We start from the raw sequence: 19719 nt of genomic DNA, 5'->3' as shown, positions 1-19719 counted from the left end.
CGTCAACGGTGCCGGCACCGCGGACGGCACCAGTGTCCTCATCTGGGACTGCAACGGCCAGAACAACCAGAAGTGGCGCCTCAACTCCGACGGCAGCATCACCGCCGTCGGGGCGAACAAGTGCCTGAACGTCACCTCTACCGCCAACGGCACCAAGGCGCAGATCCTGACGTGCAACGGCTCGAACAACCAGAAGTGGACCCGCGTCTGAGCTCGTCCTCCACGTCCGAGGGGAGCGGCCATGGAATCTCCGTGAGCCGCTCCATTCGGAACCCTCACCGCCCGGTGCGGCTTCGATGGAGCCGTACCGGGAGTGAGGCGATGTTTCGTACTCATTGGTCCGATGTTGTAGCGGTATTGAGCCCTATTTAGACCGGATTGAGGCAGACAAGATCACTCTAAATGGAGTAATCTCGCCCAACCCTTACGAAACTTGGGCGCTGTTCCATACAGGGCGCTCCCAGATCCCATGGATAAGCATGCTTGACAAATGCATTTGGCATACCTATTTGCGGAGCGAACCACTTCAATCCCGGTCCGGCCGAGCGGGGCGTCCCGCCGCCGGCGCCGCGCCTCGGGCCGCAGCCGGCCCGGCCCCGTGGTCCGATGGGCGGGCCACGTGCTGAAGATGTCCGGCATCGGCAAGAGCTTCCTCGGTGTGCGGGTGCTCCACGGGGTCGACCTGGAGGCGTCCGCCGGCGAGGTCCACGCGGTGGTGGGGGAGAACGGCGCCGGCAAGTCGACGCTCATGAAGATCCTCGCCGGGGTCCACACCCCGGACGAGGGGACCATCGAGATCGACGGCCGGAGTGTGGCCTTCCGGCACCCGGTCGAGGCCCAGCGGGCAGGGGTCACGATCATCTACCAGGAGCTCACCCTGCTGCGGGAACGCACGGTGGCCGAGAACGTCTTCCTCGGCCGCGAGCCCGCCCGGTGGGGTGTGGTCGACCGGGCCGCGATGGAGTCGGCGACCGGTGAGCTGCTGAGCTCGCTCGGCGAGGAGTCGTTCGGGCCACGAGACCTCGTCCGGCGGCTCTCGGTCGCGCAGCAGCAGGTCGTCGAGATCGCCAAGGCGCTGTCGCTGAACGCCCGGATCGTGGTGATGGACGAGCCGACCGCCGCCCTGGCCGACCACGAGGTGGAGCTGCTCTACGCGCTGGTGCGGCGGCTCACCGCGCGCGGCATCGCGGTCCTGTACATCTCGCACCGGCTCCGTGAGGTCTTCGAGCTCGCCGACCGGATCACCGTGCTCAAGGACGGCGCCCGGGTCACCACCGCGGAGGCGTCCACCCTGGACACCGGGGCCCTGGTCCGCCTGATGGTCGGCCGGGAGCTGGCCTCCTACTACCCGCCCCGGGCGGCGGAGCCACCGGGGGAGGTGATGCTGAGCGTGCGCGGCGGCGGCAACGCGCGGCTGCACGGCATCGACCTCGACCTGCGCGCCGGGGAGATCGTCGGAGTGGCCGGGCTGCAGGGCTCGGGCCGCACCGAGCTGGCCAAGGCGTTGTTCGGCGCGGAGCCCTTCACCGGCGGCGAGATGACGCCGCGCCGTCCACGCTCGGTCCGCGACGGCATCCGCGCGGGGATCGGCCTGGTCACCGAGGACCGCAAGGCCGAAGGGCTCCTGCTGAACCAGCGGGTGCGCGACAACGCCATGCTCGTCGCCCGGGCGACAGGGAAGCGCGGGCCCGCGATCGAGCGGCTGCTCGAACGGGTGCGGCTCAGCCCGCCCCGGCCGGCCCAGGAGGTCCGGTTGCTGTCCGGCGGCAACCAGCAGAAGGTCGTGCTGGCCAAGTGGATGACGGTCGCGCCGCGCGTCCTGCTGCTCGACGAGCCCACCCGTGGCGTCGACGTCGGCGCCAAGGCCGCCATCCACGAGCTGATGCGCGAGCTGTCCCGCGACGGCGCGGCCATCTTGATGATCTCCTCCGAGCTCCCCGAGCTCATCGGCATGAGCGACCGCATCGTCGTGCTGCGGGACGGCCGTATCGCCGGGGAGCTGCCCGCAGGGGCCACCGAGGAGGCCGTGATGCGCCTGGCGGCCGCGTCATGACCGAGGAGATCAAGCTCAGAACCGTCCCGGCCGGGGGCTCGTTCCTCCGGCGGCTGACGGCCGACCGGCCCGCACGCGCCATCTACGTGGCGCTGGCCCTGCTCGTCCTGCTCGGCTGGCTGCTGTTCGCGCTGGACGGCGGGCGGTTCCTCAGCCAGGAGAACATCGTCGGCATCCAGCAGCGCTCGGCGGCCCTCGGTATCGTCGCGGTCGGGCAGACCCTGGTGATCCTTGCGGGGAGCCTGGACCTCTCGGTGGCCTACCTGATCAGCCTGACGTCGCTGGTCGCGGCCGAGATCATGGCGGGCTCCGGCGCGAACGTGCCGGCCGCGATCGCCGCGGTGCTCGCGGTGAGCGCGCTGACCGGGCTGGTGAACGGCCTGATCGTCACCAAGCTCCGGGTGCACGCCTTCATCGCCACGCTCGGGGTCGCCCTGATCATCCGAGGAGCGCTCGACCAGCGGTACGACGGGCCGGCGGGCAGCGTGCCCGCGTCCTTCCAGCACCTCGGGTACGACCGCATCGGGCCGGTGCCGGTGTCGGCGCTGCTGCTGGCCGTGGTGGCGGTCGCCGCCGCGCTGCTGCTCGGCCGGACGCGGTTCGGGTACCGCGTCTACGCGGTGGGCGGGGACGCCGAGGTCGCCCGGTTGTCGGGCGTCCGCACCGAACGGGTCGTGGTCGTCGCCCACGTGCTCTGCTCGGTCTGCGCGGGGATCGCCGGATTGCTGCTCGCCTCCCGGCTCGGCGCGGGCGCGCCGACGGTCGGGACGGACGGCGGGTACGACCTGGAGTCGATCGCCGCGGTGGTGCTGGGCGGCACCGCCCTGGCCGGCGGGCGCGGCGGGGTCGCGGGAACCGTCGGCGGAGTCCTGGTCCTGGCCGTCCTCGACAGCATCTTCAACCAGTTGGAGATCGACTCCTTCGCCAAGGACGTCGTGCGCGGGGTGGTCCTGGTGGCCGCCCTGGCGATCTACGCGAGGGGGAGGCGGACCTCATGAGACGCGCACTACCGATCTTCGTGGTGCTGGTCGCGCTGCTCGTCGCGATCGCGGTCGTCAACCCCTACTTCCTGGAACCGCCGGCCTTCCTCGCCTTCGTCAAACGGGCGGCGCCGCTGGTGATCCTCGCGGCCGGGCAGTATTTCGTCATCGTGTCCGGCGAGTTCGACCTGTCCGTCGGCTCCCTCGTCACCGCCGAGGTGGTGATCGCGGCGCGGCTCATCGACGGATCCGCGGACGTGACCTGGCCCGTCCTGGCCCTGCTGATCGTCCTCGGCCCGCTCGTCGGGCTGGTCAACGGGATCGTCTCCACCGTGCTGCGCGTCCCGTCGTTCATCACGACGCTCGCGATGCTGCTCATCCTTTCTGGAGCGGTCTTCCTGTGGACGGGCGGCGCGCCGAGGGGCGCCCTGTCCCCGGAGTTCCGCGAGATCGGCCGGGGGAGCCTCGGCCCGGTGCCCTGGTCGGTCCTCGTTCTCGCCGTGGTGGCGGCGGCCGCGGTCTTCACGATGCGCGCCCGTTTCGGCCACACCCTGATCGCGGCGGGGGACAACGACCGGGCCGCGGCCCTGTCCGGCGTCCGCGTCGCCCGTGTCCGGACGGCGGCTTTCATGATCTCCGGGCTGTCGGCGGCGGTCGCCGCCGTCCTGCTCGGTGGCTTCGCCGGGGTGTCCGCCCAGGTGGGCCAAGGCCTGGAGTTCCAGGCCATCACCGCCGTCGTGCTCGGCGGCGTGGTACTCGGCGGCGGCCGCGGCTCCGTGGTCGCCGCCATGGCAGGCGCCTTCACTCTGGAGGCGCTGTTCACCCTCCTCAACCTGTACGGCGTCTCGGGGGCGCTGGAGCCCGCCGTACAGGGTGTGATCATCATTGCCGCGGTGGCGCTGGGGGCCGTGAGCCTCCCGCGCAGGAACCGCGGCCGCCCCGTGTTGGAAGGAAGCTCATGAGTTCATATCCGCGGCGGCTCCTCGCCGTCGCCGTGCTGGCCGTGCTGACGACGGCGGCGGCCGCGTGCACCAGCGACAAGCCCTCGCCCTCCGCCACCACCTCCGCCGCCGCCCCGGCCGCCTCCACCGGCGCGGCGGACAAGGGCACCGGAGCGCAGTCGAAGTTCTTCGTGCAGGCCGACTACGACGCGCAGATGGCGATGCGCCAGGCACAGCCGACCGGCCCCGCGGACAAGCCCTGGGAGCAGAGCATCGACGCGCAGCCGATCGACACCGCCAAGTACAAGAAGGCGGGGCCGTACCACCTGTGCTTCTCCAACGCCGCGGTCAACAACCCCTGGCGGCAGGTCGGCTGGAAGACCATGCAGGCGGAGGTCGGCCTGCACAAGGAGATCACCCGCTTCACCGCCCTGGACGCCGAGGGCAAGGACGACAAGCAGATCTCCGACATCGCCGAGCTGCAGGGCAAGGGCTGTGACGTGCTGATCGTCTCGCCCAACACCACCGCGACACTGACCCCCGCGGTGTCCGGGGCCTGCCCGAAGGTGCCGGTCATCGTGTTCGACCGGGGTGTGCAGACCGACTGCCCTGTCACCTTCATCAAGCCGATCGGCGGCTACGCCTTCGGCGCCACGGCGGCCGAGTTCCTCATCGACAAGGTGCCGTCCGGCGGGAAGGTCCTGGCGCTGCGCATCCTGCCCGGTGTGGACGTGCTGGAGACCCGGTGGTCGGCGGCGAAGGTCGCGTTCGACAAGAGCGACCTCGACGTCGTCGGCGTGGAGTTCACCGACGGCGACGCCGCGAAGACCAAGAGCATCGTCAGCGACTACATCCAGCGCTACGGCAAGATCGACGGAGTCTGGATGGACGCGGGGGCCACCGCCGTCGCGGCCGTCGAGGCGTTCGAGGACGCGGGCGTGCCCGTGCCGCCGATCAACGGCGAGGACCAGCAGGACTTCCTGAAGAAGTGGAGCGACGCGAAGCTCACCGCGATCGCCCCGACCTACCCGACGTACCAGTGGCGCACGCCCGTCATCGCGGCGCTCAAGATCCTCAAGGGCGAGCAGGTGCCGAAGGTCTGGAACCTCCCGGAACCGACGGTCACCCAGGAGAACCTCGCCACCTACCTCAAGCCCGGCATGCCGCCGCTGCACTACGCCCTGTGCGGCTGCGAGAACCTGCCCGGCTACCCCGAGAAGTGGGGCGGCACTTCGTGATCGGCGTCAACACGTGGGTCTGGGTCTCGCCGCTCACCGACGACTCCCTGGCCACCCTCGCGCCGCGGATCGCGGCGTGGGGGTTCGACGTCGTCGAGCTGCCGGTGGAGCGGCCCGGCGAATGGGATCCCGGCAGGGCGGCGGACCTGCTTGCCGGGCTCGGGCTGGGCGCGTCGGTCGTGCTCACGATGCCGCCGGGGCGTGAACTGGTCGGCGCCCCGCCCCAGACTGTCCAGGAGACCCAGGACTACCTGCGGCACTGCGTGGACGTCGCGGTGGCCGTCGGCGCGCCCGCGGTCAGCGGGCCCGCCTACGCCTCCGTCGGCCGGACCTGGCCGATGAGCCCGGACGAGCGCCGCGCCGTCTACGCCGAGCTCAGGGAGAGCCTGAAGCCGGTCCTCGCCCACGCGGCCGAGCACGGGGTCCGGATCGGCGTCGAACCGCTCAACCGGTACGAGACCAGCCTGCTGAACACCGTGGAGCAGGCGCTCGAAGCCCTTCCGGACGACTGCGGCCTCGCCCTGGACACCTATCACATGAACATCGAGGAGAAGGACCCGCTCGGAGCGGTCCGGCTGGCCGGCGACCGGATCGCGCACATCCAGGTGTGCGGGACCGACCGCGGCGCCCCGGGCGCCGACCACTTCGACTGGCCCGGCTTCGCCGCGGCCGTCGAGGACGCGGGCTACACCGGCCCGCTCGTGATCGAGTCCTTCACCGGCGACAACACCACCATCGCCACCGCCGCGTCCATCTGGCGCCCGCTCGCCCCGTCCCAGGACGCCCTCGCCACCGACGGACTCGCCTTCCTCCGCACGCTTCCAAGCCGACGGGACGACCCCGGCCCCACCGGCCGGGACGCCCCGCGGGCGTAATCCGCCCTGTCCCAGTCCCCGACCCCGGCCCCGAATCCGGCGACCCCCTGGAGAACCCCTATGCGAAGACCACGCCTGCTCCACATCCTGACCGCCGTCCTGCTGATGTTGCCCTTCAGCGCGGTGCCGGCGCAGGCCGCGGCCCCGCTGTTCAAGGTGCTGCTGTTCAGCAAGACCGCCTCCGGCGCCTACCGGCACGACTCCATCAGCGCCGGCATCACGATGTTCCAGCAGCTCGCCGCCGACAACAACTTCCAGCTCGACCGCAGCGAGGACTCCTCCGTCTTCAACACGGCGAACCTGAACACCTACGACGCGGTGATCATGCTCCAGACCTCCGGCATGGTCTGGGACAACGACGCGCAACGCCAGGCCGCGCAGGCGTACGTGCGCAGCGGCCACGGCATCGTCGCGATCCACAACGCCGTCGACATGAACATCGAGTCGCAGTTCCCCTGGTGGGACCAGACCGTGCTGGCCGGCGCGCACATGACCCAGCACTCCTCGATCGTGCAGGGCACCGCCAAGGTCGCCGACAAGGTCCATCCCTCCACCAAGGGCCTGCCGGACCGGTGGACGCGCACCGAAGAGTGGTACAACTTCGACAAGAACATGCGCGGCAGCGTCCACGTGCTGGTCACCGCGGACGAGACGACCTACGACGCCGGTGCGAACAAGATGGGCGCCGACCACCCGATCTCGTGGTGTTCCAACCCTGAAGGCGGCCGGGTGTGGGCCACCGCGATGGGCCACAACGCCTCCTCCTACTCCGAGGCGTTGTTCAAGCAGCACCTGCTCGGAGGGGTGAAGTGGGCGGCGGGCGCCGAGGCCGGCGACTGCGGCGGCACGGTCACGTCCCGGTACCAGAAGGTCACCTTGGACGGCGCGCCCGACCAGCCCATGGAGCTGGACGTGGCGGCCGACGGCACGGTCTACTACATCTCCCGGTCGGGCAAGGTCAACATGATCGCCCCCGGCGGCGCGCCGCGCGTGATCGGCAGCCTGTCGGTGTACGACGGCGGCGAGGACGGCGGCGTCGGCCTGGCCCTCGACCCGAACTTCGCCACCAACCACTGGGTCTACCTCAACTACTCGCCCCTCAACGGCGGTGAGGTGAACCGGGTTTCCCGGTTCACGGTGAACGGCACCACGCTCGACCTGTCGAGCGAGAAGAAGATCATCGAGGTTCCCGCGTTCCGCAACGTCGACGAGCCCGGTCACACCGGCGGCTACCTTGCGTTCGGCCCGAACGGCAACCTCTACATCGCACCCGGGGACGACACCAACCCCAACGGCTCCAGCGGCTTCGCCCCGATCGACGAGCGGTCCGGACGCGAGCACTACGACGCCCAGCGCTCCGCGGCCAACACCAACGACCTGCGCGGCAAGATCCTGCGCATCCACCCCGAGTCCGACGGCACCTACACGATCCCGCAGGGCAACCTCTTCGCGCCCGGAACGGCCAAGACGCGTCCCGAGATCTACGCGATGGGCTTCCGCAACGCGTTCCGCTTCTCGGTCGACAAGGACACCGGCTGGATCTCGGCGGCCGACTACGGTCCCGACGCGGGCGCCGCGAACGCCAACCGGGGCCCCGAGGGCACCGTCGAGTGGAACCTGATCAAGGAGCCGGGCAACTACGGCTGGCCCTACTGCGTCGGCAACAACATCCCGTTCAACGACTTCAACTTCGCCACCAACACCTCCGGTGCGAAGTTCAACTGCTCGGCGCCGGTCAACAACTCGCCCAACAACACCGGTCTGACCAACCTGCCGGCGGCCAAGTCCGCCACCATCTGGTACAACTACCACGCCTCCGCGGAGTTCCCCGAGATCAACTGCTGCGGCGGCGCGGCCCCGATGGGCGGCCCGTTCTACCACTACGACCCGAACAGCTCCTCTGACCGCAAGTTCCCCGAGTACTTCGACAAGACGCCGTTCTTCTACGACTGGAGCCGCAACTTCGTCAAGGAACTGCGGCTGGACTCCTCGGGCAACCTCCTGAAGATCAGCCCCTTCGTCGCACAGCTCGCCCCGCACGCGCCCATCGACATGAAGTTCGGCCCGGACGGCGCCATGTACTACGCCGACTGGGGCAACGGCTTCGGCCACGCCAACACCGACGACGGCATCTACCGGGTCGACTACGTCGGCGGCGCCGGCGGCAACCGCGCCCCCGTCGCCAAGGCGAGCGCCACGCCGGACTCCGGCAGCGCGCCGCTGACCGTCGCGTTCTCCTCCGCCGGCTCGTCCGACCCGGACGGCGACGCGATCACCTACGCGTGGGACTTCGGCGACGGCGGCACCTCCACCAGCGCGAACCCGTCCCACACCTACACCGCCAACGGCACCTACACCGCCAGGCTGACCGTCCGGGACTCCGGCGGGAAGACCGGCACCATCACCCTGTCCATCGGGGTGGGCAACACCCGTCCCACGGTCGCCTTCACGGCCCCGCCGGACGGCGGGTTCATCGCCTTCGGCGACACCGTCGCCTACAGGGTGAACGTCACCGATCCCGAGGACGGCACGGTCGACTGCTCGAAGGTGGTCGTGACCCCCGCGCTCGGCCACGACCAGCACAGCCATGACACCGGCCAGGTCACCGGCTGCTCGGGGAACATCACGACCACCGCCTCCGGCCACGACGAGGCGGCCAACGTCTACTACGCTCTGATCGCCGAGTACACCGACAACAGCGGCCTGAAGGGCAGCACCGGCATCACGCTGCAGCCCAAGCACAAGCAGGCCGAGTTCTTCACCGGATCGTCGGGCGTCCGGACCGTCGACGAGAGCGGAGCCGAGGGCGGCAGGCGCGTCGGCGACATCTCCAACAACGACTGGATCTCCTTCACTCCGATGAACCTGACCGGGATCGACTCGGTCTCGTTCCGCGTCGCCTCGCCGTCGAGCACCGGGGCGTCCATCGAACTGCGCGCCGACTCGCCGACCGGGGCGCTCATCGCGTCCAGCTCGGTGCCGAGCACCGGCGGCTGGAACAACTACCAGTCCCTGCCGGCGGCGCCGGTCACCAACCCCGGTGGCACCCACAACGTCTACGTGGTGTTCAAGGCGCCGACGGCGAACTCGTTCGACGTCGACTCGATCACCTTCAACGGCAAGGGTGTCGCACAGAGCAGCAGCAGCCCCTCGCCCTCTCCGTCTCCGTCTCCGTCTCCGTCTCCGTCGCCTTCGGCGGGCACGAGTGCGCTGAGGGGTGTGGCGTCGAACCGGTGCCTGGACGTCAACGGCGCGTCGACGACCAACGGTGCGCAGGTGCAGCTCTGGGACTGCAACAACGGCACCAACCAGAGGTGGACCTCGACCAGTGCCGGTGAGCTGCGCGTCTACGGCAACAAGTGCCTGGACGTCAACGGCGCCGGCACCGCCGACGGCACCACCGTGCTCATCTGGGACTGCAACGGCCAGAACAACCAGAAGTGGAGGCTCAACTCCGACGGCACCATCACCGCGGTCGGAGCCAACAAGTGCCTGGACGTGTCCGGCACAGCCAACGGCACCCGAGCACAGATCTGGACCTGCAACGGCGGGAACAACCAGAAGTGGACCCGCGTCTAAGGCCATCCAGCTTCGATCGCACCGTGCTCACCAGTTGATGTGACGCCCGGCGCGGCCCGCTTTCGTCATGGGAGGGGGCCGCGCCGGGCGTCGCGATTTAAGGACACCCATGTGGGGGCGCGGCCGCTCATGTCGCGACCGGCTACAGACGGCCCGCCGTTCGTCTGCGACGCCCCAGGTGCCTGAGGGGAGGTCACGTCTCGTCCGGTGACCTGCCGCCCGCCGCTCGACTGCGCAGTCGCGCGTTGAGCCGGGCGGCCTGTCGCGTGAGGTGGTCGCGTTCGGGGAGGCTGGACGCCGATCGGGCGGCTTCGGCGTAGAGCCGCGCCGCGGTGACCGGGTCGCCGTCACGCTCGTGGAGGTACGCCGCGGCGGCGGTGTGGCGGGGCAGGGCGGGGTCGAGCCCCGCCAGGGCGGCCAGGCCGGCCCGCGGGCCGTCGGCCTCGCCGACCGCGACGGCCCGGTTGAGGCGGGCCACCGGGCTGCCGGTGAGGCGCACCAGTTCGTCGTACCACTCGACGATCTGCACCCAGTCGGTCTCCTCGGCCGTGCGGGCGTCGGCGTGCAGCGCGGCGATGGCGGCTTGGGCCTGGAACTCGCCCAGGCGGTCGCGGGCGAGCGCCGCCTGGAGCACGTCGACGCCCTCGGCGATCAGGCGGGTGTTCCACAGGCCGCGATCCTGCTCGGCGAGAGGCACGAGCCTGCCGTCGGGGGCGGTCCGTGCCGGGCGCCGTGCGTGGTGGAGCAGCATGAGCGCGAGCAGGCCCGCGACCTCCTCATGGTTGATCTTGGCCGCCAGCAGGCGAGTGAGCCGGATCGCCTCGCCGGCGAGGTCGACATCGCCGGAGTAGCCCTCGTTGAAGACCAGGTAGAGCACGCGCAGCACAGTGGCGACGTCGCCGGGCTGGTTGAACCGGGCACCCGAGACGGTCCGTTTGGCCCTGCTGATGCGCTGGGCCATGGTCGCCTCCGGCACGAGGTAGGCCTGCGCGATCTGACGTGTGGTCAGGCCGCCGACCGCGCGCAGCGTGAGCGCGACGGCCGAGGCCGGTGTCAGCGAGGGGTGGGCGCACAGGAAGTACAGCTGGAGCGTGTCGTCCACCTCGTTGCCCGGGCCGGGCGCGGGCTCGGCCTCCACGCGTACCTCGCGGTTGCGCCGTGAGGTGTCGGCGCGGGCGGCGTCGAGGAACTTGTGCCAGGCCACGGTGACGAGCCAGCCCTTGGGGTCACGCGGCGGATCCTCCCCCCACACGCGCACGGCCTCGACCATGGCGTCCTGCACGGCGTCCTCGGCCGCCGCGAAGTCGGCTCCGCGACGGACGAGTACACCGATCACCGCGGGCACCAGCTCCCGCAGCAGCGGCTCGTTCACTCGGTGACCGTGAGCGGCTGGCCGTAGACGGGGCGCAGTTCGAGCCACTCGTGGATCGGCTTGCCACCCGCACCCGGAGCCGCGGACAGCTCCCCGGCCAGCTCCAGCGCCCGCTCGTAGGTCTCCACGTCGATCATCATCCAGCCGGCGATCAGGTCCTTGGTCTCCGCGAACGGGCCGTCGGTGACCGGCGGCCGCCCCTCGCCGTCGTAACGGACGAACGTGCCCTCCGAGGAGAGCGCCTGTTCGCCGACGAACTCGCCGGTCTCCTCGAGCCGGGCGGCGAAGTCACGCATGTACTGCACGTGGGCCGAGACCTCCTCCGGCGTCCACTGGTCCATCGGCACGTCGTTGACCGACGCCGGCGCGCCCCGGTAGTGCTTGAGCAGCAGGTACTTGGCCATCGTGTTCTCCTTGGTGCGGTACGGCCCGTGGTGGCCGTGTTCACTGCGGGGACGGAGCCGCGGGCGGGTTCTCGACATCCCACAGCGAAATTCGCCGAAACGCATCTCCGGCTTCAGCCGGCGGCGCTCCCCGGCGCGACCCGCCGGCCGGCCCTCGCCCGGGTCTGCGACCCCGCCGCCGCGCACATGTTCGCAATCGAGCAAGATGGGACTCGCGGCCGACCTTGCTCAGAAGACATCCATGATACGGAGGAACACCCCATGACCAGTGACCTGAAGGCCCAGGCCGCCAGACTCCGCGAGCTGCACCACGCCGAAGAGATGCTCGTGCTGCCGAACGTGTGGGACGCGGCCGGCGCCGAGATCGTGGCCGGGGCCGGGTTCCCCGTGGTCGCCACCGCCAGCGCCGCGATCTCGGCGATGCTCGGCTACCCGGACGGCGAGGGCGCGCCTTGGCAGGAGATGTTCGCCGCGGCCGGGCGGGTCGCCCGGGTGGTGTCGGTCCCGGTCACCATGGACGCCGAGGCCGGATACGGAATGGAACCGCGGGAGCTGGTGGACCGGCTGCTGGAGATCGGCGTGGTCGGCTGCAATCTGGAGGACACCGACCACCGGGCGGGCGGGCTGGTCGACGCCGGTGTCCACGCCGAGCGGCTGGCGGCCATCCGGGCCGCCGCGGACGACGCCGGCGTGCCGATCGTCATCAACGCGCGCGCCGACACCTTCCTGCCGGGTTCCGGGATCCCCGAGGACGAGAGGCTCGCGGAGGCGGTACGCCGAGGCCGCCTCTACCTGGAGGCCGGGGCCGACTGCGTCTACCCGCTCGGCACCGGCGACGAGCGGGACATCGCGACCCTGGTCGCCGAACTCCCCGGCCCGATCAACGGCAACACCAGGCCCGGAGGCCCCGACCTGGCCAGGCTCCGTGAGCTCGGCGTGGCGCGGGTCTCCTATGGCCCCCGTTTCTACCGCGAGGCGCTGGCCAACCTGAAGGCCACGGTTCAGGAACTGCGGGGCTGACCACCTGCCCGGGAGCCCACGTCGCCGGCCGCCGGCGCGTGAGGATCATCCGGCCGGGGCGGACATGTCCTCGTCCTTCCATTCCAGCCGGTCCACGACCTCGATCACCCCGTTCACCCGTTCGGCCATCTTCACAAGGATCCGCGCGTCGCTGTGGCGATCAGTGCTGCCGCTCAGCGTCACCACCCCGTCGGCCACCGAGACGCGCACGCCGGACGCGTCCGTCCACAACGCGCCTTCCAGGATGTCGTCGCGGACCTCGCGGGCGATGTCGTCATTGCCGCGGGCGAAGACCTTCAGGACGTCGTGGCGGCTGATGACGCCCTCAAGCCTGTCTTCGTCGTCGACGACGGGCAGCCGCTTGACCCCATGCTCGTTCATCAGCCGGGCCGCGCTCACCACGCTGGTGTAGGACCTGACGGTGATGGCGGGAGCGGACATCAGCTCGGCCGCCGTCTCACCGCCGGCCTTCTCATCGGCCTTCTTCGCCGGCCATCCGCGGAGCCGGACCCGCAGCGGGGGCCGGTAGCCCTCCCCGTAGTACTGCGCCCGGAACCCCTCCTTGTGGAGAAGGTCGGCCTCCGAGACCACGCCGATGACGTGACCGTCGCCGTCCACCACCGGGACGGCGCTCACTCCATGGGCGATCAGCACCTCGGCCGTGTCCCTGAAGGACGTGGTGCCGTTCACTGACGCGACATCTCTGGTCATGACGTCCCGGACCTTCATGTGCATGGTGACTCCCGTCCTCTCCTCCGGTGTTCCCCTTCCTTGGCCTGGCGGAGTCGATGGACCGTTTCAGATTCGTCCACACGTGGCCGTCCCCGGGAATCGGCAACAGGGGGGCGCGGCGGGGCTCCCCGAGCGTCTCCGCGCCCTCTGAGCGGCCGACGGGCGGCACCAGGAAGGCCGGTCCGGCCCGGATCCCGCGGTGATCGCGCGGTGATCCCGCCGGGTCCGGTCATCGCCGGCGGTGTCGATGGCCGACGGACTCCGGCAGGAGGATGCCGCATTCCGCCCGTGCACCCTGTCGCCGGCAGGGGCACACGTCCTCACACGTCCGGACACATCCTCACACGCCCTCACGCGTTCGCCGCGCGGCCGCTCATGATTCAGTGACGTTAAGGCGCCCAAGAATCGACTCGATTCGATTGTCGATGAAATTTACATCACAGCGCGGTGGCGAGGGTGACGACCCCTCCTGGTCAGCGGGGGGAAGGGACGTGACCTCCCCAGAGAGTGCTCCTTCGGACCGAGGCCCTTCCTTGACACTTCCCGGCACCTCGGATTGGCTGCGCTGCACCGACTCCGTCAGCCTGCCGACGAGAGGAGACTCGACACGTTTCAACATCTCCTTCATGTCAACGCCCACTCGTCGCGGCCCGACCGGTCGTGAACGCCCCGGCGCGAGTTCGGCTTCCACGATCAGAGCGGCGCTTCGCCGCCCCCATCTGATATCCGGCAGATCGATAAGCCCGCATGCCGGCCGGCCAAGGACCCCCACCCCCCGACCAGGAGAAGTGAATGTTCCCTGTCCAGACACGTCGATCTCGAACCGCAGAGGGGAGTCGAGTGACGTCGAGGCGTAGATCCCTCTTCGGAGCAGTCGCGGCCGCGGCGCTTCTCGTCCTGGCCACCGGTCAGGCGGCGCTGAGCGACAGCCTCGGCTCCACCACGTCCTCGGCGGGCGCGAGCGCCCTGGCGGCGACCGCCGGGTGCGGAAAGACCCCGACGCTGAGGAGCGGTTCGCAGACGATTCAGAGCAGCGGGAAGAATCGTTCCTTCATCCTGCGGATTCCCGACAACTACAACAACACCACGCCCTACCGGTTGATCTTCGGGTTCCACTGGAACGGCGGCACCGCCAACGACGTGGACTCGGGCGGAACCAGTGGATACACCTGGTCCTACTACGGGCTCAGGGCGTTGTCGAACAACACCGCGATCTTCGTCGCGCCTCAGGGCAACGGCAACGGCTGGGCCAACCCCGGCGGCGAGGACACCGTCTTCGTCGACGACATGATCCGGCGGATCGAGGCCGACCTCTGCGTCGACACCTCCCAGCGTTTCGCCTTGGGCTTCAGCTACGGCGGCGGCATGAGCTACTCGCTCGCGTGCAACCGGGCGACGGTCTTCCGCGCGGTGGCGGTCTACTCCGGCGGGCAGCTCAGCGGATGCAGCGGCGGCACCGAGCCCGTCGCCTACATCGGCCTGCACGGCCTCAGGGACCCGGTGCTCAACATCTCCCAGGGGCGGTCGCTGCGTGACAGGTTCGTCCGCAACAACGGCTGCACCGCCCAGAACCCGCCGGAGCCGGCGCAGGGCAGCCTGTCGCACATCGTCACCTACTACTCGGGGTGCCGGGCCGGGTATCCGGTCGCATGGGCCGCTTTCGACGCCGGCCACACCCCCGGCCCGGTGGACGGGTCCGCGTCCGACAGCGGTGGCGGCGACAGGACCTGGACCAAGGCCGTGGTGTGGAACTTCTTCTCCCAGTTCGGGAGCAACCCGTCGCCCAGCCCGTCTCCCTCGACGTCGCCGTCTCCTTCGGCGTCTCCCAGCCCTGGTACGGGGGGTGCGATCCGTGGTGTGGGGTCGGGCCGGTGCCTGGACGTGACCGGCGGCTCGGCCACCAACGGTGCGCAGGCGCAGATCTACGACTGCAACGGGAAGGCCAACCAGCAGTGGACCTCGACCAGCGCGAGTGAGCTGCGGGTCTTCGGCAACAAGTGCCTGGACGTCAACGGCGCAGGCACCGCCGACGGGTCCACTGTGATCATCTGGGACTGCAACGGCCAGAACAACCAGAAGTGGCGGTTCAACTCCGACGGCACCATCACCGCCGTCGGGGCCAACAAGTGCCTGGACGTGCCGAACAACGCCACGGCCAACGGCACCAAGCTCGCCATCTGGACCTGCAACGGCGGAGCCAACCAGCGCTGGACCCGCGTCTAGACAGACTCGAAAAGACACCCTCGAAACACCGGAACCCTCGCCGGGACGGCTGACCGACCCGGCGAGGGCTTCCTGTTTCCAAGTTGCAGGTTTTCAAGGAGCGGTTTTCCAAGGAGCGGTTTTCCAAGGGGGGCTTCCCATGGGGCGGGTTCCAAGGAACAGGCTTCGAATGGGCGGGGCCACCTTCTCCTATGAGTGAGCCGCCCACCCGCCCTCGTCGGCGGCCCCGCGCCCCGCCTGCCCTGCCCGGGTCACCGCCGATCGGTACGGCGACGGTGCGGCCGGGGCGCCCAAGGGCACACAACAGGGTCTGCTCAGTGCAGTGATCGGCTCTGTCCCGTAATCACCGTACGGTCCCCACAACAGCGTGCCGGGGCGGCCCCGAGAGGCCGCCCCGGCGAAGGGGAAGAAGGCGATGGATCAGGTGCGGGTCCAGCGCTGGTTGGCTCCGCCGTTGCAGGTCCAGATGGCGAGCTTGGTGCCGTTGGCCGTGGCGTTGTTGGGCACGTCCAGGCACTTGTTCGCGCCGACCGCGGTGATGGAGCCGTCGGAGTTGAACCGCCACTTCTGGTTGTTCTGGCCGTTGCAGTCCCAGATGATCACGGTGCTGCCGTTCGCGGTGCCTGCGCCGTTGACGTCCAGGCACTTGTTGCCGAAGACCCGCAGCTCACTCGCGCTGGTCGAGGTCCACTGCTGGTTGGCCTGCCCGTTGCAGTCGTAGATCTGCGCCTGCGCGCCGTTGGTGGCCGAGCCGCCGGTCACGTCCAGGCACCGGCCCGACCCCACACCACGGATCGCACCCCCCGTACCAGGGCTGGGAGACGCCGAGGGGGAGGGGGACGTCGACGGGGACGGGGACACCGGCGGGCTGGGGGACGACGTCGGCCCGCCGGGCGGGTCGAGCGGACAGCTGGCCATGTACTTGGAGATGCCACTCGCGTTGGACAACGACGGGCACAGGAACGGCCCGTACCGGGTGTCCTTGTCGATGAACACCTTCATCCAGACCATCATCGTGCGCGCGAAGGCGCCCGAATTGCCGCCGCCTCCACCGGCGGGGAAGCCGTGGCCCTCGTTCGCGATCTCGACGTAGGCGCGCTCGACGGAGGTGGGAATCGTGTTGTACGCGTTCTGGGCGTACTGCGGGGTCACGGTCCCGTCGGTCTGGCCGGCGAACACGACCGTGGGGATCTTGATGCCGGACAGGGAGCCCTCGGGCACGTACGGCGCCTGACCGACCACGGTCAGGAGTGAGGGCCGCTGGAGGCCGGCGAGAATGGCGCCGCCGCCACCCATGGAGTGCCCGCCGACCGCCAGCCGGTTGCGGTCGACCCGGTCACGCACCGAGCTGCTGTTGACCAGATAGTCCAGGGCGGCGAGCAACTGGGTGGCCCGGGCGTCGGCGTAGTCGTTGAGGGTGTTGGTCTCGATCCCGATCACGACGAAGCCGAACGAGGCGAGTCTCGGGCCCTGCCAGGCGTAGTAGCTCCAGGCGGTGCTGAAGCCGGGGGCGATCGCGATGGCGCCGAAGGTCCCCTGGCTGGTGTCGGTCGGGTAGTAGATGACCCCGCCGCCGAATCCGTTGCCCTTGGGGACGGTCACCTGCGCGGTGGCGAAGGGGCCGCGGCTCGCGGCGATGCTGCTCGCGGTGGGGTCGGGCCCGCGCTGGTAGGGGTTGTCGGCCGCGGAGGCCGTGGGCGCCGTCGCCGCGCCGACGAGCACCATGAGGCCGGCCACGATCCCGGCGAGGACGACGGTCAGCAGGCGTCGCGGCGACCGCGTTCCCGCCGGATACGCATGGGGGGCCCGGCGCGGAACCCTTCCGGGGACTTCGTCTGAAGACATTGCACGCTCCTGTGCGCGGTTATGTCGATGGGATTCGACGCACATTCGTGAGAGACGTCAGACGTTAGGACGGGCGATCACCGGCGTCAACGGCTCATCCTTGCGGAGAGTCAGGACGAAAAGGGGTAAATGTGGCCGCTTCCGCATCCCATCAGGAGAAAGACGTCCTATGTGTGCTCCGTGAGCGTCGCCGAAGGCGTGAACAGTTCACGCTTTCCTGATCGGGCTCGTCAAAACGGCGGTCAGGACCGACGGCGACCGGCCGGGCCCGTACCTTTCGGCGCCGTCATGCGACCTGGTCCGGCCGTCGAGAGGCGGCCCGTCCCGTTCCGGTGGACTCTCCCCGGTGGGGCGCCGGTCCTGCCGGGCGCCCCACCGGGGTCGGTCACCTGCCGCGGGTCAGCCGCGCCGGCTCCACTGCTGGTTGGCGCCGCCGTTGCACGACCACAGGATGATCTTCGTGCCGTTCGCTGTGCCGGCGCTGTTGGCGTCGAGGCACAGCCCGGACTGCACGCCGGTGATGGTGCCGTTGGAGTTGACGTTCCACTGCTGGTTCGTCTGTCCGTTGCAGTCCCAGATGATGACCTGGGTGCCGTTGGCCGTGCCCTGGCCATAGGCGTCCAGGCACTTGTTGCCGTACACCTGGATCTGCTTGGAGGAGGTCACCGTCCAGCGCTGGTTGGCGTTGCTGTTGCAGTCCCAGAGCTGGAGCTGGGTGCCGTTGGTGGTGGAGGAGTTGGGGACGTCCAGGCACCGGCCGGACTGACCGCCGACGATCTGCTGGCCCGTGGTGGGGATGGTCGTCGTCGCGTAGCCGGCGGCGGTGATGTTGGCCTGGACCAGGTTCTCGGTGGCGTCTGACGGGTAGCCGGAGGTCATCGCGCCTTCGTAGAAGGTGCCCTGGGCGCCGTTGCTGTTGTCGCCGCCGATGCCCAGGATGATGGCGCCTTCCTTCTTCATCGGGTTGTAGCCCGATACGTTGGGCCGTACGCCGTTGTAGAAGGTCGACAGGCCGCCCGACTGGGCGTTGCCGCCGCGGATGGCCCAGTGGTTCGGCTCGCCCTTGATGATGGCGGTGAGGAAGCGGTGGCTTATGCTCGGATCGCCGGGGTTGTTCTTCTGGTTGACGCCGGAGAACAGGCCGTTCTCCAGATCGGCCATGATCCAGGGGCCGCTGCCCGCCCCGGAGCCCCACCAGTTGTTGTTGCCGAAGTAGATGGCCTCCATGTGGCCGTTGCCGGTGTCCAGGTTGTTGGTCTCGGCGTTGCCGTAGTCGAAGCAGCAGCCGCCGTTGTAGTGCGTGCCGTTGAGGATCGCGTACATGCCCTCCGGTTGGTCCCCGGTCGCGATGCCCGAGGTCCGGTTGTTGCGGTAGCCGGTGCCGGGGCTCGAGTAGACGCCGTACGCCTTGGAGCCGCCGACGGTGACCGGCGCCAGGGTCGCGTCGGCGAGTTTGTCGGGACCGGGCGCGGCCCCGCCCCCGGGTGCCTGGGTGAGGTGGTTACCCCGGCCGGACTGGTCGTAGATGATGGTGATGAGGCAGGTGGTGCCGGCGCAGAAGGAGTCCTGCGTGGCGGCGTTGGCCACTCCTCCCGCGGCCAGGACGCCGATGTCACGGGTGGTGTTGTCGGAGGAACGGCGCACCTGGTACAGAGGGCCGTTGTAGTTGGCGTACAGGGCACGGGTCGTGCTGTGCGCCGCCACGCAGGGCGTGCCGCCCGAAGCGTAGATGTCGCACGGCCCTGACGTCGCGGCCTGGGCGGGACCGACGCCGGCCACGCCGGCGACGGCGGCGGCGATCAACGCCCCCGCGCCGACCGCGAGCGTCTTTCTCAGATTTCTGAGGAGCATCATGGAATGCGCCTTCTCTCGTTTGTGCTGATTGGTTCGTCTCACCCCGGCGGGTCCTGCCGGGCCCCGCCGGGGTCGGTCATCTGTCGCGGGTCAGCTGCGCACGGTCCATTTCTGGCTGGTCGTGCCGGTGCAGGACCACAGCTGGACGGGGGTTCCGTTGGCGGTCCCGAAGTTGCTCGCCTCCAGGCACAGCCCGGACTGCACACCCCTGATGGTGCCGTCGGAGTTGACGTTCCATTGCTGGTTGGCCTGGCCGTTGCAGTCCCAGATGATCGCCTTGGTGCCGTTGGCCGTGCCCTGGCCGTAGGCGTCCAGGCACTTGTTGCCGTACACCTGGATCTGCTTGGAGGAGGTCACGGTCCACTTCTGGTTGGCGTTGCTGTTGCAGTCCCACAGCTGGACCTGGGTGCCGTTGGTGGTGGAGGCGTTCGGGACGTCCAGGCACCGGTTGGACTGGCTGCCGACGATCTGTGAGCCCTGCGCGGGGGGATTGCCCGCAGGCGCGTACCCGGCGGCGGTGATGTTGGCCTGGACCAGGGCTTCGGTGGCGTCGGTCGGGTAGCCGGTGGTCAGGACGCCTTCGTAGAAGGTGCCGGCGCCGCT

The 19719-nt window shown here is 69.7% G+C and carries 15 protein-coding genes; 9 read left to right on the top strand and 6 right to left on the bottom strand.

The window, feature by feature from the left end:
- The 7 genes from AB0B72_RS39260 to AB0B72_RS39230 all read left to right on the top strand — a co-directional run.
- A partial coding sequence (locus AB0B72_RS39260; protein ID WP_367744803.1) for a ricin-type beta-trefoil lectin domain protein occupies nt 1-211 on the top strand: 211 nt, incomplete at its 5' end.
- 417 nt (nt 212-628) lie between these two features.
- Nucleotides 629-2053, top strand: a complete 1425-nt coding sequence (locus tag AB0B72_RS39255; RefSeq protein ID WP_367744804.1) for a sugar ABC transporter ATP-binding protein — start codon at nt 629-631, stop codon at nt 2051-2053.
- Entirely contained in the window at nt 2050-3051 is a 1002-nt protein-coding gene (locus AB0B72_RS39250; protein ID WP_367744801.1) for an ABC transporter permease, read from the top strand. The genes AB0B72_RS39255 and AB0B72_RS39250 overlap by 4 nt, the downstream gene beginning before the upstream one ends.
- On the top strand, nt 3048-3995 hold the full coding sequence (locus tag AB0B72_RS39245; RefSeq protein WP_367744799.1) for an ABC transporter permease: 948 nt from the start codon (nt 3048-3050) through the stop codon (nt 3993-3995). The genes AB0B72_RS39250 and AB0B72_RS39245 overlap by 4 nt, the downstream gene beginning before the upstream one ends.
- Nucleotides 3992-5212, top strand: a complete 1221-nt coding sequence (locus tag AB0B72_RS39240) for a substrate-binding domain-containing protein (protein WP_367744796.1) — start codon at nt 3992-3994, stop codon at nt 5210-5212. Before AB0B72_RS39245 ends, AB0B72_RS39240 begins: the two co-directional genes overlap by 4 nt.
- Entirely contained in the window at nt 5209-6087 is an 879-nt protein-coding gene (locus AB0B72_RS39235) for a sugar phosphate isomerase/epimerase family protein (RefSeq protein ID WP_367744794.1), read from the top strand. The genes AB0B72_RS39240 and AB0B72_RS39235 overlap by 4 nt, the downstream gene beginning before the upstream one ends.
- 60 nt (nt 6088-6147) lie before the next feature.
- A complete protein-coding gene (locus AB0B72_RS39230) occupies nt 6148-9666 on the top strand; it encodes a ThuA domain-containing protein (RefSeq protein ID WP_367744793.1) in 3519 nt (1172 codons plus the stop codon).
- A 193-nt stretch (nt 9667-9859) separates the two neighbouring features.
- Here AB0B72_RS39230 and AB0B72_RS39225 read toward each other — a convergent pair whose 3' ends face one another.
- Both AB0B72_RS39225 and AB0B72_RS39220 read right to left on the bottom strand, forming a co-directional pair.
- Nucleotides 9860-11038 (bottom strand): RNA polymerase sigma factor, encoded by a 1179-nt coding sequence (locus tag AB0B72_RS39225; RefSeq protein ID WP_367744791.1) that lies wholly within the window; start codon nt 11036-11038, stop codon nt 9860-9862.
- Nucleotides 11035-11442: a YciI family protein gene (locus AB0B72_RS39220; protein ID WP_367744790.1), complete on the bottom strand. Its 408-nt coding sequence runs from the start codon at nt 11440-11442 to the stop codon at nt 11035-11037. Before AB0B72_RS39220 ends, AB0B72_RS39225 begins: the two co-directional genes overlap by 4 nt.
- A gap of 261 nt (nt 11443-11703) precedes the next feature.
- Here AB0B72_RS39220 and AB0B72_RS39215 point away from each other — a divergent pair, with 261 nt between their 5' ends.
- Nucleotides 11704-12462: an isocitrate lyase/phosphoenolpyruvate mutase family protein gene (locus tag AB0B72_RS39215; protein WP_367744788.1), complete on the top strand. Its 759-nt coding sequence runs from the start codon at nt 11704-11706 to the stop codon at nt 12460-12462.
- Between the two features lie 45 nt (nt 12463-12507).
- Here the strand turns inward: AB0B72_RS39215 and AB0B72_RS39210 are convergent, their stop codons facing one another.
- Entirely contained in the window at nt 12508-13197 is a 690-nt protein-coding gene (locus tag AB0B72_RS39210) for a CBS domain-containing protein (protein WP_367744787.1), read from the bottom strand.
- 837 nt (nt 13198-14034) lie between these two features.
- Between AB0B72_RS39210 and AB0B72_RS39205 the strand changes: the two genes are divergently transcribed.
- Entirely contained in the window at nt 14035-15417 is a 1383-nt protein-coding gene (locus tag AB0B72_RS39205; protein ID WP_367744786.1) for a lectin, read from the top strand.
- Between the two features lie 420 nt (nt 15418-15837).
- Here AB0B72_RS39205 and AB0B72_RS39200 read toward each other — a convergent pair whose 3' ends face one another.
- From AB0B72_RS39200 to AB0B72_RS39190, 3 genes are all read right to left on the bottom strand, one after another.
- Entirely contained in the window at nt 15838-17262 is a 1425-nt protein-coding gene (locus AB0B72_RS39200) for a lectin (protein ID WP_367744785.1), read from the bottom strand.
- Between the two features lie 399 nt (nt 17263-17661).
- Nucleotides 17662-19116, bottom strand: a complete 1455-nt coding sequence (locus tag AB0B72_RS39195; protein WP_367744783.1) for an arabinofuranosidase catalytic domain-containing protein — start codon at nt 19114-19116, stop codon at nt 17662-17664.
- 90 nt (nt 19117-19206) lie between these two features.
- Nucleotides 19207-19719 (bottom strand): ricin-type beta-trefoil lectin domain protein (locus AB0B72_RS39190; RefSeq protein ID WP_367744781.1); only part of this gene is annotated, 513 nt, incomplete at its 5' end.

It is taken from the genome of Microbispora sp. NPDC049125 (assembly GCF_040802045.1).
Classification (GTDB): domain Bacteria; phylum Actinomycetota; class Actinomycetes; order Streptosporangiales; family Streptosporangiaceae; genus Microbispora.
Note: the sequence above shows the minus strand (reverse complement) of the source record. Positions and strands in the feature narration are given on the sequence as shown.